Origin of the sequence: Thioclava sp. F1Mire-8 (assembly GCF_002213165.1) — a bacterium.
In the GTDB taxonomy this organism is placed as follows: Bacteria; Pseudomonadota; Alphaproteobacteria; order Rhodobacterales; family Rhodobacteraceae; genus Thioclava; species Thioclava nitratireducens.
Window position 1 is genome coordinate 22,524 of record NZ_NBNY01000005.1, and the last position, 13,572, is coordinate 36,095.

Here is a 13,572-nt window from a genome sequence, read left to right on the forward strand (position 1 = left end):
GCCGGTCGCGTCAGCCATTCACCAATGCGAGAAACACCAGAAAACAGATGATCACAATCACCGAAACCGTGACGAAGCGAACAAATCCGTTGAATGTTCTCTCTTGGTCACGAATGTCCATGTTGCCCGGTTTGTACTCGGCCATTGCGCGTTCTCCCTATTGCGCTGATCTCCCAGAGGGAAAACTAGCCGAGCTGCGACAGGCTGTCACGTCTCGTCTTGCGGGTTCTTGGTCTCCGGCGCAATTTCTTCCTCCAGCGCGCGGGCGAGCCGGAAGCCGATCCGCCGCGGCGCCTCGTCCTCGGCGGGTTTCGGTTGCGCGATCAGCATCACGTTGAGCTGGTTCACGTGCTGGATGAGCTGCGTGCGCGCGCCGTATTCGTCGGTGCCGTAGAAAGTGAGGATGTCGGGATCGAAAAAACCGATCCCCTCGATCTGCAGGACGCCCGCCTCCCCGCCGGTGAGGCCAAGCACGACTTCTTCGTCTTCCTGCAGCTGCTCTTCGAAGTTCTGGATATAGAGCAACACTCGCTCATAGGCCCATTGCGCCGGGCTCTTGTCCTCGGGCCGCGCCCGGGCCAGTTCCGGCGGAAGCGGTTTGACCTCCGCGGTCTTCGGCGCGTTCTCCGAGGTATGCACCACCTTCGCATTCGGAAGGGCAGCTTCCTCATGGGCTTCGGCGGTGGTGCGTATTTCGGTCATTTCAGGCTCCAGAGCCAGGCGCCGTCCTCTCGCAAGGTGCGGCTCACCTCCCCTTTGTGCCAAAGATGGTTGAGATGCGCCATCGCCTCGACCATCGCGAGCCCGTGGGTACTCTCGTCGATCTGGCGCTTGAACAGCGGCGGGAAGCAATCGCAAGCGGTGCGCGGGGTGTCGAGATGCTTGCGCAGACGTTTCAGCGCGCCCTCGTGGTTCTCGATCATCTGACGCAGCCGCAGCGGCAGCCCGGTGAAAGGCAGCTTGTGGCCGGGCAGCACGAGATGGCGATCCTCCGCGATCTCGGCAAACCGCGCGCAGGAGGTAAGCCAGTCCGCCAGCGGATCGGCCTCGGGTTCGGTCGCGTAAACACCGAGATTGGCCGAGATCGAGGGTAGGAGCTGATCGCCGCCCAGAACTAGATCGTCGTCCAAACTCCAGAGCGTCGCGTGTTCGGGCGCGTGACCGTCGCCCATCTTCACCGACCAACGCCGCCCGCCGAGGGTGATCTCGTCGCCCTCCACGATCCGGGTGAAACCGAGCGGCATCGCATGAACGCAATCGGCGAAGTTGAAGGGGCGTTCATTGGCGCGTTTGTCCAGAAGCGCCGCGTCCATCCCGGCGCGGCGGTAATAGGTCAGGGTCTCGGCCACGGGCCGATCCTGCGGATCGAGTTGCAGCATCCGCGCAAACAGCCACGAAGTCCGCGTGGTTATCAGCTCCGCGCCCTGCTCCTGCAGCCAGCCTGCCAGCCCGATATGATCGGGGTGGTAATGGGTCACCAGAACCTTCGTGACCGGCTTGCCACCCAGCGGTCCGTCCATCGCCGCCTGCAGCGCCGCGCGACATTTGCGCGTGTCGATGCCCGGATCGACCAGCGCCCAGCTATCGCCCTCGTCCAACGCAAAGCAATTGACGTGATCGAGCGCCATGGGCAGCGGCAGCCGGATCCACATCACGCCGGGTGCGACCTCGATCGCGCCGCCCGGATCTGGCGGCTCCGCCCAAGGATAGCGGATGCCGCTCGCCGACGCGGGGGTATCCTCGCCCCTCATGCCTCGAGATCTTCGACGCTGAGCGCGTAGAGCCCCTCGGCCCCCTCCTTCGCCTCGGCCAGCGAGGCCGCATAGGCCGGCATCAGGCGGCGGATATAGACGGCGGCCAGATGCCCGCGCGCGGAATCGCGACCCTCGGCCATGGCGGCGCGCAGGTGGTAATAGCCCCCCAGCACCCGCGCGAAGGCGTCGAGATAGGGCACGGCACCCGCGAAACGATCCTGCATGCCTTGGCGCACCATCCATTCCGTGTGCTCGCGCAATTCCTCGGCGGCCTGCCAGACGTCTTCGGCCAGCACCGGGAAATCGCCACGTGCGCCCTGCGCCTCGTCCTCGATCTCCTGCAGCAGACGGAAGGCGGCCTTGCCCTCGTCCATCATTTTGCGGCCCACGAGGTCCATCGCCTGAATGCCGTTGGTGCCTTCGTAGATCGTGGTGATCCGCACGTCGCGCAGATATTGCGCAGCGCCCGTCTCCTCGATGAAGCCCATGCCGCCATGGATCTGGATCCCGGTCGAGGCAACGCGGATGCCCATATCGGTGCCATAGGCCTTCGCGATCGGCGTCAGCAGCGCCGCGCGGGCCTGCCAGTTCGCATCGCCGGTCGCACGCCCCATGTCGATCGCCACCGCACAGGCCAGCGCGATCGACCGCGCCGCGAAGATTTCTGCCTTCATACCCGAGAGCATACGGCGCACATCGGCATGCTCCACGATCGGCGCGAATTGCACCCGGTCCTTCGCATAGGCCAGCGCCTGCTGATAGGCCGCTTCGGCCACGCCGATGCCCTGCGCGCCGACGTTCAGACGCGCGTTGTTCATCATCGTGAACATCGCGGCCATGCCCTTGTTCTCTTCGCCGACGAGCCAGCCGGTCGCGCCCTCGTAGCTCATCACGCAGGTCGGCGAGCCATGGATACCCAGCTTGTGCTCCAGCGAAACCACTTTCAGCGAGTTCGCCACGCCCGGCTTGCCATCGGCATCCGGGATCAGCTTCGGCACCATGAACAGGCTGATGCCCTTCGTGCCGGGCGCCGCATCGGGCAGGCGCGCCAGCACGAGGTGGCAGGTATTCTCGACGCAATCATTGTCGCCCCAGGTGATGTAGATCTTCTGGCCCGAGATCGCATAGGTGCCGTCGTCATTCGGCACCGCCTTGGTCTTGAGCGCCCCCACGTCGGAGCCGGCCCCCGGCTCGGTCAGGTTCATCGTGCCCGACCATTCGCCCGAGATCAGCTTGGGCAGATACAGCGCCTTGATTTCGTCGGAGGCGTGATGCTCCAGCGCCTCGATCTGGCCCTGTGTCAGCAGCGGGCTGAGCTGCAGCGCGAGGTTCGCGCCCGACAGCATGTCGTTGAAGCCGACGTTGAGCGCCTGCGGCAGGCCCATCCCGCCATGTTCCGGGGTCGCCGCGATGCCAATCCAGCCGCCTTCTGCAAGCGCCGCGAAGGCCTCCTTGAACCCGGGCGACGAGCGCACGACGCCGTTCTCCAGTTTCGCGGGCGTCAGGTCGCCGTCGCGATTGGTCGGCGCGATCACCTCGTCGCATAGTTTGCCGCCTTCGGTGAGGATCGCCTCGACCATATCAGGGGTCGCCTCGGCGAACATCTCGGTGGCGGCGACGGGCGCAAGCGGCACGACGTGATCGAGGATGAAACGAATGTCGGTGACGGGGGAACGGTAAGTCATGGGTCTCCTCCGGGCAGCTTGGCAATTGCCGCGCGCGCGTCTATGTCCTGTCGGGTTGCCATCACCCTACCGCAAGGGCAGCCCCCTTCAACTCCAACGCTGCGTCACGACTGCATGAGCCAAGACACGAAACTCCTTTCCGCCGATGCCGAGGGCTACGTACAGGCAGCCGCTCTGCTGCGCGCAGGCGAGCTGGTCGCGATGCCGACCGAGACGGTCTACGGGCTTGCAGGCGATGCGCGCAACAACCGCGCGGTGGCGGCCATCTTCGCGGCGAAGGGACGTCCGAAATTCAATCCGCTGATCGTCCATCTGCCTTCGATCGAGGCGGCGGAAGAGATCGCCGTGGTCTCCGACGCCGCTCGAGAGATCGCCGCGCGCTACTGGCCGGGGCCGCTGACGCTGGTGCTGCCGCTGCGCCCCGATGCCGGGCTTTCCGATCTGGTGACCGCCGGGCATGACACGGTCGCGATCCGCCTGCCCGCGCATCCGGTCGCCCGCGCGCTGCTGACGGAATTCGGCGGGCCGCTCGCCGCGCCCTCTGCGAACCCCTCCGGCAAGATCAGCCCGACCACAGCGCAGCATGTGATTGACGGGCTGGACGGCAAGATCGCGGCGGTGATCGATGGCGGGCCCTGCGTGGTCGGGGTGGAATCCACCATTCTCGCGCTCGATCCGCCCGCGCTGCTGCGCCCCGGCGGGGTCGCTGCGGAAGAGATCGAGGCACTGATCGGCCAGCCACTGCCCACCGGCGGTGACGCATCCAAACCAAATGCACCGGGGCAGCTCAAATCGCATTACGCGCCGGGCGCGGCCGTGCTGCTGGACGTGACCGCCCCGCGCCCCGACGCGGTCTGGATCGGCTTCGGCGGCGATTGCCAGACCGCCGATCTGAACCTGTCGCCTTCAGGCGATCTGACCGAAGCCGCCGCAAATCTTTTCGCTATGCTGCGCAAAGGCGATGCGCTGGCGAAGACGCGCGGCCTTTCCACACTCGCCTTCGCCCCGGTCCCGGAAACCGGCCTCGGTCGCGCGATCAACGACCGCCTGCGCCGCGCGGCGGCGCCGCGCGACTGATTGCGTCTTCGTGTTGGCTTAAATATCCCGGGGGTGAGGCGCGGACGCGCCGAGAGGGCGGAGCCCCGTTCAGCCCTCAGGCATGCCCCGCTGCAGCCGAAAGCGTCCTCGGGTCAATCCCCATGCCTTCCAGCGCGCGCACCCATTTCGTCTCATGATCGCTATCGAGCGCGAGATCGGCATCGCTGTCGGCGGTGAGCCAGCCATTGTCGAGGATTTCCTCTTCAAGCTGCCCCGGCCCCCAGCCCGCATACCCCAGCGCCATCAGCGCCTGGTTCGGGCCGCGCCCCCGCGCGATGTCTTCGAGAATGTCGCGCGTGCCGGTCATGCGCAGGCGATCGGTGACCTCCATCTGGCCCTCGCCGGTCGTCCAGTCGGGCGAATGCAGCACGAAGCCGCGCCCGGTCTCGACCGGGCCACCGAACAGGATCGGCTGATCGAGGCGGATATCCGCGCCGGGCCGGTCGATATCGAGGCTTTCGAGAAGGTCCGAGAAGGCCGGCGAAGGCAAGGGCTTGTTGATGATCAAGCCCATCGCACCCTCATCGGAATGGGCGCATACGGCGATCACCGAATGCTCGAATCGCGGATCGCCCATGCCGGGCATCGCGATCAGAAACTTGCCTGTCAGGTCCATCTCGATCCCCTTCGCAAAATGCATCCCGTCTCTATTCAAGGTGGCGCGGGGAAGACGTCGATTCAAGCCGGACGCAGGAATTGTTTGGTATTGTGACGCGCCTGGACAAAATGTTGCACGCTTCTGTCGCGTTTGTGACTTCTGAACGTGCAGGGAAGCGACTAGGTAAAAGATATGACACGTTTGTTACCAGTGATGGGAATTCTGCTCGGTTGTTGCCCGCTTGGCGTGGCGGCGCAGGAAGCTGTTGCGCAGATCGCAGCGCAGGAGCAGGTCGCGCCGCAGGAGGCATCAATGCCCGCACTGCCGACGCCCCCGGGGCTGGAACAGGCGCAGCTGCGCGCAGGCGGAAAAGGCGCGAATGGCGCCCGTATGGCGGCGCTGGAGATCGCGCTCGCTCCCGGTTGGAAGACCTATTGGCGCTCGCCGGGCGATGCAGGCATCCCGCCGCATATTCAGTTCACCGGGTCGAGCAATCTCGCCTCCGCCGTAGTCCACTGGCCCGCACCGGAAGTGTTCCTGTCCTCCGGGATGCGCACCGTCGGCTATCACGACGGCGTCGTGCTGCCGATCTCGGTGACGCCGAAAGACCCGGACAAGCCGGTGCAGTTGAAAGCCGATGTGATGATCGGGATCTGCGAGAATATCTGCGTGCCGGTCAGCCTGCAGCTGGAAACGGAGGTCACCGCCGACGGCACCACCGATCCGAAGATTCAGGCGGCGCTTGCACGCGAACCACGCCAGATCGACCCGCCGACGCGCTGCGAGACGGAGCCGAAGAAGGACGGGGTGCGACTCACGGCGCGGATTGACCTGCCGCCCGCTATCGGCAAGGAAAATACCCTTCTGGAACTGGCCTCGCGCCCGGTCTGGGTGTCCGAGGCCGACAGCCACCGCGAGGGCGACACCCTCGTGACGAGCGCCGACTTCGTGCCGCCCGACGCGAAGCCCTTCGACCTCGATCCGAGCGATATACGCATCACCGTGCTCTCCGATCGCGGCGCGGTCGAGATCATGGGCTGCACCGAGTAATCACCCCTTCAGGCGTCGGGCTTCTCAGACTTCGGGCGGCGGCCTGTGGCGGATATGGCCGCGCAAAAGCCGCGGCGCGATCAGCCCCGCCCCCATCGCCACCATCGCCGCGATCAGCGCGAAGCCTCCGAAGGCGGGCATCAGCGCCTCCCCCTCCCACATCGCGCGGCCCAGCGTGAGCGCGAAGCCCAACGCCATCAGCGCGGCGACCCCGGCGAGCACAGCGCGCAGCCGCAGGACCCGCACGCCGTGACGCACCGCCTGCACCTGCCGCCCGAAATCGAGCTGCACCGCCAGCACCGCGGGCACGACCAGCAACACGATCACCATCCCGAAGCCCAGACCGTAGACCAACGTGATGACAGTGGATTTCAGGAACAGCGCCGAACTCGACTGTTCGTAGAGTAGCGGCGCGAGGCCCAGAACCGTCGTCAGCGTCGTCAGCAGCACCGGGCGCAGACGATCCGAGACCGCGTCGACGATCGCGGGCACCATGCCGCGTCGTTCGGCATATTCGTCCACCGTTGAGATCAACACGATCGCGTCGTTGATGATGATCCCCACCATGCCGATTCCGCCTACAACGGCGAACATCGACATCGGCAGGTTCCAGATGTAGTGGCCCCAGATCGCGCCGACCGCGCCGAAGGGGATCACCGACATCACCACGATCGGCCGGGTCCAGCTCGCGAAAATCCACGCCAGCACGATGTAGATGCCGATCAGGCACATGATCAGGCCCATCATGGCGTCGCTCAGGAAGTCGCGCTCCTGCTCGGCCTGCCCGGTGAGCGTATAGGCCACGCCGCGCTCCTCGGCGATGCGGGGCAGGATGTCGTCGCTGATCCGCGCCATGATCTCGTTGGCCCGCGCCGGGTCGTCCTCGGAGACATCGCCGGTGACAGAGACCTGCCGCACGCCATCCTCGCGCCGGATCGTCGAGAAGCCCGTCTGGCTGCGCACCGAGACGATATCGGCCAGCGGCACCCATTCGCCGCCCGGTGCGCGCAACTGCATCCGGTCGATGAAATCCGCAGCTAGTTCCTGCTCGGGAAGCTCCACCCGGATCGTGGCCGAGCGCACCCCGTCGGGGAAGCTCGCAGCCTCGGTGCCGTTCAGGCGCGCGCGCAATTCTCGGCTCAGCGTCGCGATATCGAAGCCCAGCGCCTCGCCCTGCGGGGTTAGATCAAGGATCAACTCCTGCTTGTCATAGGCGAGGTTGTCCTCCACCGCCGAGACTTCGGGGAATTGCGCAAGCTGCGTCTTCAGGTCTTCGGCGGCCTCCTTCAGGATGCGCGTCTCGCTACCCGAGAACTGGACCGCGATACCGTCCCCTGCCCCGCCGGAGCGGAAACGGCGGAAGCTGATCTCCTCGACCAGCGGCATGCGCGGCGTTTCGGCCTGCAGTCGCGAGACGAAGTCGAAGCTGGAATAGGGCCGGTAATCGGGGTCGATCACCTCGATGGAGATCGAGCCGAGAAGATCGGCATCCTTGGTATCGGCAGAGGCCAACCCGCGCCCCGACGCGCCACCGATCTGTCCCAGCGCGTATTCGACCGGGTTCACCCCGTACTCATCCTCGAACTCCTTCGCGACCTTGGTGACGGTCGCCTGCATCGCGCGCATCATCTCTTCGGTGTCGGCCCGCGTCGCGCCCTCGACCATCGAGAAGGCGCCGTTCACCGTCGATTGTTCCGGCGGGTTGAAGAAGCGCCACTGTACCTTGCCCGACATCACGAAGCTGACCTGCCACAGCAGAAGCGCAATTGCCGCCGCGATCACCGGGTAGCGCCCGATGACGATGAGGCGGGTCAACGGCTTCATCACCACGCGGCGGAACCAGTCGAGGCCTCGGTTCGCCTGCCGCGAAGGCCAGTCGTACCACTTGCCCTCGGACGTATGCCGCAGCGCGTGGCTCATATGGTTGGGCAGGATCACGAAGCACTCGATCAACGAGGCAGCAAGCACCGCGATCACCGTGTAGGGAATATCGACGATCATATTACCCATGCGCCCGCCGATCACGGTCAGCCCGGCGAAGGCGATCACCGTGGTCAAGGTCGAGGCGAAGACCGGGGCGGCCATGCGCCGCGCGCCATTCTCGGCGGCGAGCGTGGGATGCTCTCCCAGATGGCGGGCGCGGAAATCGGCATGCTCGCCCACCACGATCGCATCGTCGACGACAATCCCCAGCGTCAGGATGAGCGCAAAGATCGAGATCATGTTCAGCGTCATTCCGGTGAAATACATCACCGCCAGAGCCGCAGCCATCGAAGTCGGGATCCCCATCGCCACCCAGAAGGCCGTGCGCGCATTGAGGAACAGAAACAGCAGCACCAGCACGAGGCCCAGCCCCAGTACCCCGTTGCCCACCAGCAGATCGAGGCGCTGCGTGATCGCGTCGGAGCGCGTGCGCACCAGATCCATCGAGGTGCCCGCCGGCAGCGTCGGCTGCATCTGGTCGATCACGCCTTCGACCTTGCGCTGGATCGCGATCGCATCGCCAGCCGCGGAGCGCGCGACATTGATCACCACCGCCGGATTGTCGCCGACGAAATAGGCCTGATTGCGGTCCCCGCCCTCGACCCGGATATTTGCGACGTCGCCCACGGTCAGCTGCGAACCGTCCGGTTCGGTGCGGATCACGAGGTTCTCGATTTCGGGGGCGGAGCGGCGCTCTTCGCCCGTGCGTACCCGCGTGGCACCGCCCGCCACTTCGCCCGCCGGATCGGTATTCGCCTCGGCGGAGATCACATCGATGATCTGCGTCAGCGTCACGTCATGGGCCATCATCGACACGGTCGGCACTTCGACCACCGTCTCGGGCGCGGCGATCCCGGCGAGCGAGGTGCGCGTGACGCCTTGCTGGTAGAGCCGCACGACCGCCTCGTCGCCCAGCCGGCCCAACTGCTCGGGGGAGAGCGGTCCGGTGATCACCATGTCGGTCACCGTCTCGCGCCAGACGCCGCGTGCGACTTCCGGATCTTCGGCCCCCTCGGGCAGATCGCCTGCCGAGGCCAACGCGTTCTCGACATCGTTCACCGCGCGGGACATGTCCCAGCCGGGTTCGAAATCGAGACTGATCCGCGCCGAGCCTTCCGAGGCTCGGCTGTCCGAGGCTTCCACCCCCTCGACCGAGATCAGTGACGGCTCCAGCACCTGGACGATGGCCCGGTCGACCTCCTCCGCGCCAGCGCCGTCCCATTTCACCGAGACGGTGATCGATTCCTCGACCGAGTCCGGGAAGAACTGCGCGCGCATCCGCGGCAGGGCAACGAGCCCCGCGCAGATCATCACGACCAGCACGATATTCGCCAGCGTCGCGTGGCGGGTGAAGAGGCCGATCAGCCCGCGGGCGGGCGGCAATTCGCGCGGATCGAGGTCGGAGCGCATCTCAGCCTCCGATCCGGGATTCGAGCTTCTCGACGGTGGCGACGGGCACCTCGTCCTGCTTCAGCTCGGCAAGGAACCGCTGCTTGGCAGTGTCGGGCATAACTTTGTTGGTTTCGACGAAGCTGACCAGCTTGGCGCGGCGCTCGGGATCGAGATTGATCGTCTCCGGTCCAGCGGCCGCCTGCGACTGACTGGGGCGCATCGGACGCAGCTTGATTCCACGGCCCAGAAGCGGCGTGCGCTCGGCGACGATCTCGGTGCCGGGCGCGAATTCGGCGCGGATGATGACGGCGTCGCCCTGCCGGCGCAGCACGGTGACATCGGCGGTTTCCAGACGGTCTTCCGGGCCGAGCACGAGAACCGTGCCATCCGCATCGACCGCCGCGGCGGGAATCTCGGCGACATTCTCGAGCGCGGGCTCCTCCAGCCGGACGGTCACGAAATCGCCCGGACGCAGATTGCCCAGACCGTCGGTGACACGCGCGAACAGCAGGCGCCCCGTCACCCCGTCATCGACCGCCGCCGACACGCGCGAAAGCTCTGCCTTGGCGGTCAGCGTCTCCTCGCCCGCGACCAGCTCCACCCCCACGGGCAGATCGCGCAGCGCGCCCCGCGCGTCGATCAGGCGCGCAAATTGCGCGGTGGAGACGCGGAAGGCGATTTCCAGCGCGTTGGGGTCGATCAGCTTGCCCAGCATCTCGTTATTCGACACCAGCCCACCAGCGACCGCGTTCACCTCGGCCAGTCGCCCGGAAAATTCGGCGCGAATCTCGGTATCGGTCAGTTTCCGGTCGGCTTCGGTCAGGCCGATCTTGGCGCGGGTCAGCGAGGTGCGCGCGGTATCAAGCTGCGCCTGCGCAGTCGACAATGCCGAGCGGCGGTTCAGCACCGCCTGATCGGCCGCCGAGGCCGCCAGTTCCGAAGTCTCCAGATTGGCAGCAGAGCCGACGCCCCGCTCCGAGAGCGAGCGCTGCCGGTCGAGCGCCTTGAGCCGCAGATCGGCTTGCCGCTGCGCCGCCGTCACGTCGTCCCTCGCGATGGTCAAAGCGCGCTCGGCCTGCGCAAGCGCGGCTTCGGCCTCGGCCACGGTCGCAGCCGCGCTGTCGCGTGCCGCCTGCGCCTCCGCCGGGTCCAGCTTGACCAGAAGCTCGCCCTTCTCAACCTCCGCACCATCCTCGAAATCGGGGGCAAGCTCGACGATCGTGCCTGCCGCCGAGGCGCGCAGTTCCAGCTCGCGGGTCGAGCGCACCTCGCCATAGGCGGTCAGCACGGGCGACATCGTCTTGAAGGTGACCGGGATCACATTGGCAGCAAAAATCCTTTCGCGCGCGGTAGGGGCACGCCCGCTCTCGGCATTGCGGGACTGCATCGCCTGAAAGATCGAGAAGCCGCCCATCGCCAGCAGGCCGACGGTCAGCGCCAAAAGAAACAGCCCCATCAGGGAGCGGGTGAGAAAGCGCATGGCATCTCCGATCAGTCGTCAGTAGTGCGGGCGCTCGCGATTGCCCACGGTCGCGCGATTTCCATGTTACCTTGCCGAAATAGGTGCAGGGAATGGTTATCTCTACGCGTCACGGGGCCGCGTCCGTCACTTTTTCACGAAAGCGCGACCGTTTGGCGCGGTTTACACCTGATCGAGACGGGCGCGGATTTGCAGCAGATCCGCCCATGCCTCGCGCTTCGCCGCCGGATTGCGCAGCAGGTAGGCCGGGTGGGTCATCGGCAGCGCAGGCCGCCCGAAGGCCTCGGCCCATGTGCCCCGCAGCCGCAGAATGCCGCGTTTGCCCAGCGCCGCCGCACAGGACGCATTGCCCATCAGAACGATCAGGTCAGGATCGGCCAGATCGACATGGCGGGCGAGGAATGGCAGCATCTGCGCGATCTCGGCAGGCGCGGGGTCGCGATTGCCCGGCGGACGCCAAGGCAGGACATTGGTAATATAGAGCGCCGCCTCGGCATCGGGCGATTGCCGCGAGAGACCGATCGCGCCGAACATCTTGTCGAGCAGTTGACCGGCGCGGCCTACGAAGGGCAGGCCCTTCTGGTCCTCTTCGCGCCCCGGCGCCTCGCCGATGATCATCACCCGCGCGGCAGGCTTGCCATCGGCAAAGACCGTATTGCGCGCGCCGAGCTTCAGATCACACATCTCATAGGCGTCGATTGCGGCCCGCAGAGCTTCGAGCGTCTCGGCCTTGCCCGCTGCATCACGCGCGACCACGACCGGATCGGGGCCCTCGATCTTTGCCATCTGCGCCACCGGCGGCAAATCCCGGTCCGCCACGGGCGCTGCCTCGGGCGCCTTCGCCTTGGCCTGCGCGGATTTATCGGGCAGCGCATAGCAGTCGACCGGCGTGTCACCGATGACGGTGTCGACGCCCATTTCCAGCTGCCATTCGAGGGCGGCCAGAGCTGCGTGATAGTCGATTTCCGGGGTCGGCTGAGTCTCCATTGCGCGACCCTACCTCATGGGCGCTGCGACGGTAAAGCGGCTGGACGCCCGCCCCCCCGTTTGCCATAAGCGTCGCAGTCTAACCGGAGCATCGCGCAATGGCTTTTCGCCCAAGGCACCTGCTGGGGATCGAACATCTGAGCCCCGAGGATATCCTCACCGTTCTCGACCTCGCCGAACAATATGTGGATCTGAACCGTCGCACGGTGAAAAAGACCGACGCGTTGGCCGGGATGACCGCGATCAACATGTTCTTCGAGAATTCGACGCGGACCCAATCGAGTTTCGAGCTTGCGGGCAAGCGGCTCGGAGCGGACGTGATGAACATGTCGATGCAGACCTCTTCGGTGAAGAAGGGCGAGACCCTGATCGACACCGCACTGACGCTGAACGCGATGCATCCCGACCTGCTGGTGGTGCGGCACGGCTCGTCCGGCGCGGTCGATCTGTTGGCGCAGAAGGTCGAATGCGCGGTGATCAATGCGGGCGACGGCAAGCATGAACACCCCACGCAGGCGCTTCTCGACGCGCTGACGATCCGGCGCGAGAAGGGCCGGATCAAGCGCCTCACGGTCGCGATCTGCGGCGATGTCGCTCATAGCCGGGTGGCGCGCTCCAACCTGATCCTGCTGGGCAAGATGGAGAACCGCGTACGCCTCGTGGCGCCGCCGACGCTGATGCCCTCGGGCGTGGGCGAATTCGGCTGCGAAGTCTATCACGACATGCGCGAAGGCCTGCGCGACGCCGATGTGGTGATGATGCTGCGGCTTCAGAAAGAGCGGATGGATGGCGGCTTCATCCCGTCGGAGCGCGAATATTTCCACCGTTACGGGCTGGATGCCGAGAAGCTCGCCTATGCCAAGGAAGACGCGATCGTCATGCATCCGGGCCCGATGAACCGCGGCGTGGAGATCGACGGCACCATCGCCGACGACATCAACCGCTCGGTCATTCAGGAACAGGTCGAGATGGGCGTGGCGGTGCGCATGGCGGTGATGGACCTCTTGGCGCGCAACCTGCGGGCAGAGCGCGGGCGCGCTTTGACGGAGGGTACCTATGTCTGAGATCAAGCGCGACGAGGTTCTCAACTACCGCCCCGGCCCCGAAAGCGAATTGCCGCTGGAAGAGGGCGAGAAAGTTCTGGCCGTCTTCACGGCGGACAAGAAACGCTACTGGACCGACCATGCGGTTCTGGCGGTGATCGGTGCGGTGCTGGTCTCGGCGGTGCTGTTCTGGCTCGGCAAACCCGATCAGGTGGTGATCGCGAGCTTCGCCATCGTGGTCGGCATGGCTGCCCGCGGGCTCTATTTCCGCTCGGAGGCCTTCGCGCGGCGCTGGCAATTGACCGACCGCCGCCTGATCGGACCACAGGGCAAACAGGTGATGCTTCTGCAGATTGACGCGGTGCGCTCGCTGATGGGCGACGTGCAGGTCGTGACGAAAAGCGGCGACAAGCATCTGATCCGCCACCTCGCCGATGCAGGCCCGGTGGTGCGCGAAATCGAGAGCGCGCGGGCCGCGCGCAAACTGGTGGCGAAGTGAGGC

At 65.9% G+C, this 13,572-nt stretch carries 12 protein-coding genes; 4 read left to right on the forward strand and 8 right to left on the reverse strand.

Annotated features, from left to right (window positions below; all coding sequences use genetic code 11):
- Positions 1 to 10 precede the first annotated feature (10 nt).
- The 4 genes from B6V75_RS15835 to B6V75_RS15850 all read right to left on the reverse strand — a co-directional run bounded on the left by B6V75_RS15835 (position 11) and on the right by B6V75_RS15850 (position 3,439).
- Positions 11 to 145: an aa3-type cytochrome c oxidase subunit IV gene (locus B6V75_RS15835; RefSeq protein ID WP_075775975.1), complete on the reverse strand. Its 135-nt coding sequence runs from the start codon at positions 143 to 145 to the stop codon at positions 11 to 13.
- 62 nt (positions 146 to 207) lie between these two features.
- Positions 208 to 702 (reverse strand): DUF6173 family protein, encoded by a 495-nt coding sequence (locus B6V75_RS15840; protein WP_075775974.1) that lies wholly within the window; start codon positions 700 to 702, stop codon positions 208 to 210.
- Entirely contained in the window at positions 699 to 1,751 is a 1,053-nt protein-coding gene (locus B6V75_RS15845; RefSeq protein ID WP_088720328.1) for an MBL fold metallo-hydrolase, read from the reverse strand. Before B6V75_RS15845 ends, B6V75_RS15840 begins: the two co-directional genes overlap by 4 nt.
- A complete protein-coding gene (locus B6V75_RS15850; protein WP_088720329.1) occupies positions 1,748 to 3,439 on the reverse strand; it encodes an acyl-CoA dehydrogenase in 1,692 nt (563 codons plus the stop codon). Before B6V75_RS15850 ends, B6V75_RS15845 begins: the two co-directional genes overlap by 4 nt.
- 114 nt (positions 3,440 to 3,553) lie before the next feature.
- Here B6V75_RS15850 and B6V75_RS15855 point away from each other — a divergent pair, with 114 nt between their 5' ends.
- On the forward strand, positions 3,554 to 4,516 hold the full coding sequence (locus B6V75_RS15855; RefSeq protein ID WP_088720330.1) for an L-threonylcarbamoyladenylate synthase: 963 nt from the start codon (positions 3,554 to 3,556) through the stop codon (positions 4,514 to 4,516).
- 76 nt (positions 4,517 to 4,592) lie between these two features.
- Here B6V75_RS15855 and B6V75_RS15860 read toward each other — a convergent pair whose 3' ends face one another.
- Positions 4,593 to 5,153, reverse strand: coding sequence for a YqgE/AlgH family protein (locus tag B6V75_RS15860; RefSeq protein ID WP_075776024.1), 561 nt, complete (start codon positions 5,151 to 5,153; stop codon positions 4,593 to 4,595).
- 174 nt (positions 5,154 to 5,327) lie between these two features.
- On the opposite strand from B6V75_RS15860, the gene B6V75_RS15865 reads away from it, so the two are divergent.
- The gene (locus tag B6V75_RS15865; protein ID WP_088720331.1) at positions 5,328 to 6,185 is read left to right on the forward strand and encodes a protein-disulfide reductase DsbD domain-containing protein; all 858 of its coding nucleotides are present in this window, start codon (positions 5,328 to 5,330) and stop codon (positions 6,183 to 6,185) included.
- A 24-nt stretch (positions 6,186 to 6,209) separates the two neighbouring features.
- On the opposite strand, the gene B6V75_RS15870 is transcribed toward B6V75_RS15865, so the two are convergent.
- The 3 genes from B6V75_RS15870 to B6V75_RS15880 all read right to left on the reverse strand — a co-directional run bounded on the left by B6V75_RS15870 (position 6,210) and on the right by B6V75_RS15880 (position 12,027).
- On the reverse strand, positions 6,210 to 9,578 hold the full coding sequence (locus tag B6V75_RS15870) for an efflux RND transporter permease subunit (protein WP_088720332.1): 3,369 nt from the start codon (positions 9,576 to 9,578) through the stop codon (positions 6,210 to 6,212).
- 1 nt (position 9,579) lies between these two features.
- Positions 9,580 to 11,040, reverse strand: a complete 1,461-nt coding sequence (locus B6V75_RS15875; RefSeq protein WP_088720333.1) for an efflux RND transporter periplasmic adaptor subunit — start codon at positions 11,038 to 11,040, stop codon at positions 9,580 to 9,582.
- 162 nt (positions 11,041 to 11,202) lie between these two features.
- Entirely contained in the window at positions 11,203 to 12,027 is an 825-nt protein-coding gene (locus tag B6V75_RS15880; protein WP_088720334.1) for a uracil-DNA glycosylase, read from the reverse strand.
- 98 nt (positions 12,028 to 12,125) lie between these two features.
- Between B6V75_RS15880 and B6V75_RS15885 the strand changes: the two genes are divergently transcribed.
- Both B6V75_RS15885 and B6V75_RS15890 read left to right on the forward strand, forming a co-directional pair.
- Entirely contained in the window at positions 12,126 to 13,091 is a 966-nt protein-coding gene (locus tag B6V75_RS15885; RefSeq protein WP_075775967.1) for an aspartate carbamoyltransferase catalytic subunit, read from the forward strand.
- Entirely contained in the window at positions 13,084 to 13,569 is a 486-nt protein-coding gene (locus B6V75_RS15890) for a hypothetical protein (protein WP_077701094.1), read from the forward strand. The genes B6V75_RS15885 and B6V75_RS15890 overlap by 8 nt, the downstream gene beginning before the upstream one ends.
- The last annotated feature ends 3 nt before the right edge of the window (positions 13,570 to 13,572 follow it).

Excerpts from the sequence above, each read along its gene's own strand:
- B6V75_RS15835 (WP_075775975.1), bottom strand. The coding sequence starts at position 145 with ATGGCCGAGTACAAACCGGGCAACATGGACATTCGTGACCAAGAGAGA.
- B6V75_RS15840 (WP_075775974.1), bottom strand. The coding sequence starts at position 702 with ATGACCGAAATACGCACCACCGCCGAAGCCCATGAGGAAGCTGCCCTT.
- B6V75_RS15845 (WP_088720328.1), bottom strand. The coding sequence starts at position 1,751 with ATGAGGGGCGAGGATACCCCCGCGTCGGCGAGCGGCATCCGCTATCCT.
- B6V75_RS15850 (WP_088720329.1), bottom strand. The coding sequence starts at position 3,439 with ATGACTTACCGTTCCCCCGTCACCGACATTCGTTTCATCCTCGATCAC.
- B6V75_RS15855 (WP_088720330.1), top strand. The coding sequence starts at position 3,554 with ATGAGCCAAGACACGAAACTCCTTTCCGCCGATGCCGAGGGCTACGTA.
- B6V75_RS15860 (WP_075776024.1), bottom strand. The coding sequence starts at position 5,153 with ATGGACCTGACAGGCAAGTTTCTGATCGCGATGCCCGGCATGGGCGAT.
- B6V75_RS15865 (WP_088720331.1), top strand. The coding sequence starts at position 5,328 with ATGACACGTTTGTTACCAGTGATGGGAATTCTGCTCGGTTGTTGCCCG.
- B6V75_RS15870 (WP_088720332.1), bottom strand. The coding sequence starts at position 9,578 with ATGCGCTCCGACCTCGATCCGCGCGAATTGCCGCCCGCCCGCGGGCTG.
- B6V75_RS15875 (WP_088720333.1), bottom strand. The coding sequence starts at position 11,040 with ATGCGCTTTCTCACCCGCTCCCTGATGGGGCTGTTTCTTTTGGCGCTG.
- B6V75_RS15880 (WP_088720334.1), bottom strand. The coding sequence starts at position 12,027 with ATGGAGACTCAGCCGACCCCGGAAATCGACTATCACGCAGCTCTGGCC.
- B6V75_RS15885 (WP_075775967.1), top strand. The coding sequence starts at position 12,126 with ATGGCTTTTCGCCCAAGGCACCTGCTGGGGATCGAACATCTGAGCCCC.
- B6V75_RS15890 (WP_077701094.1), top strand. The coding sequence starts at position 13,084 with ATGTCTGAGATCAAGCGCGACGAGGTTCTCAACTACCGCCCCGGCCCC.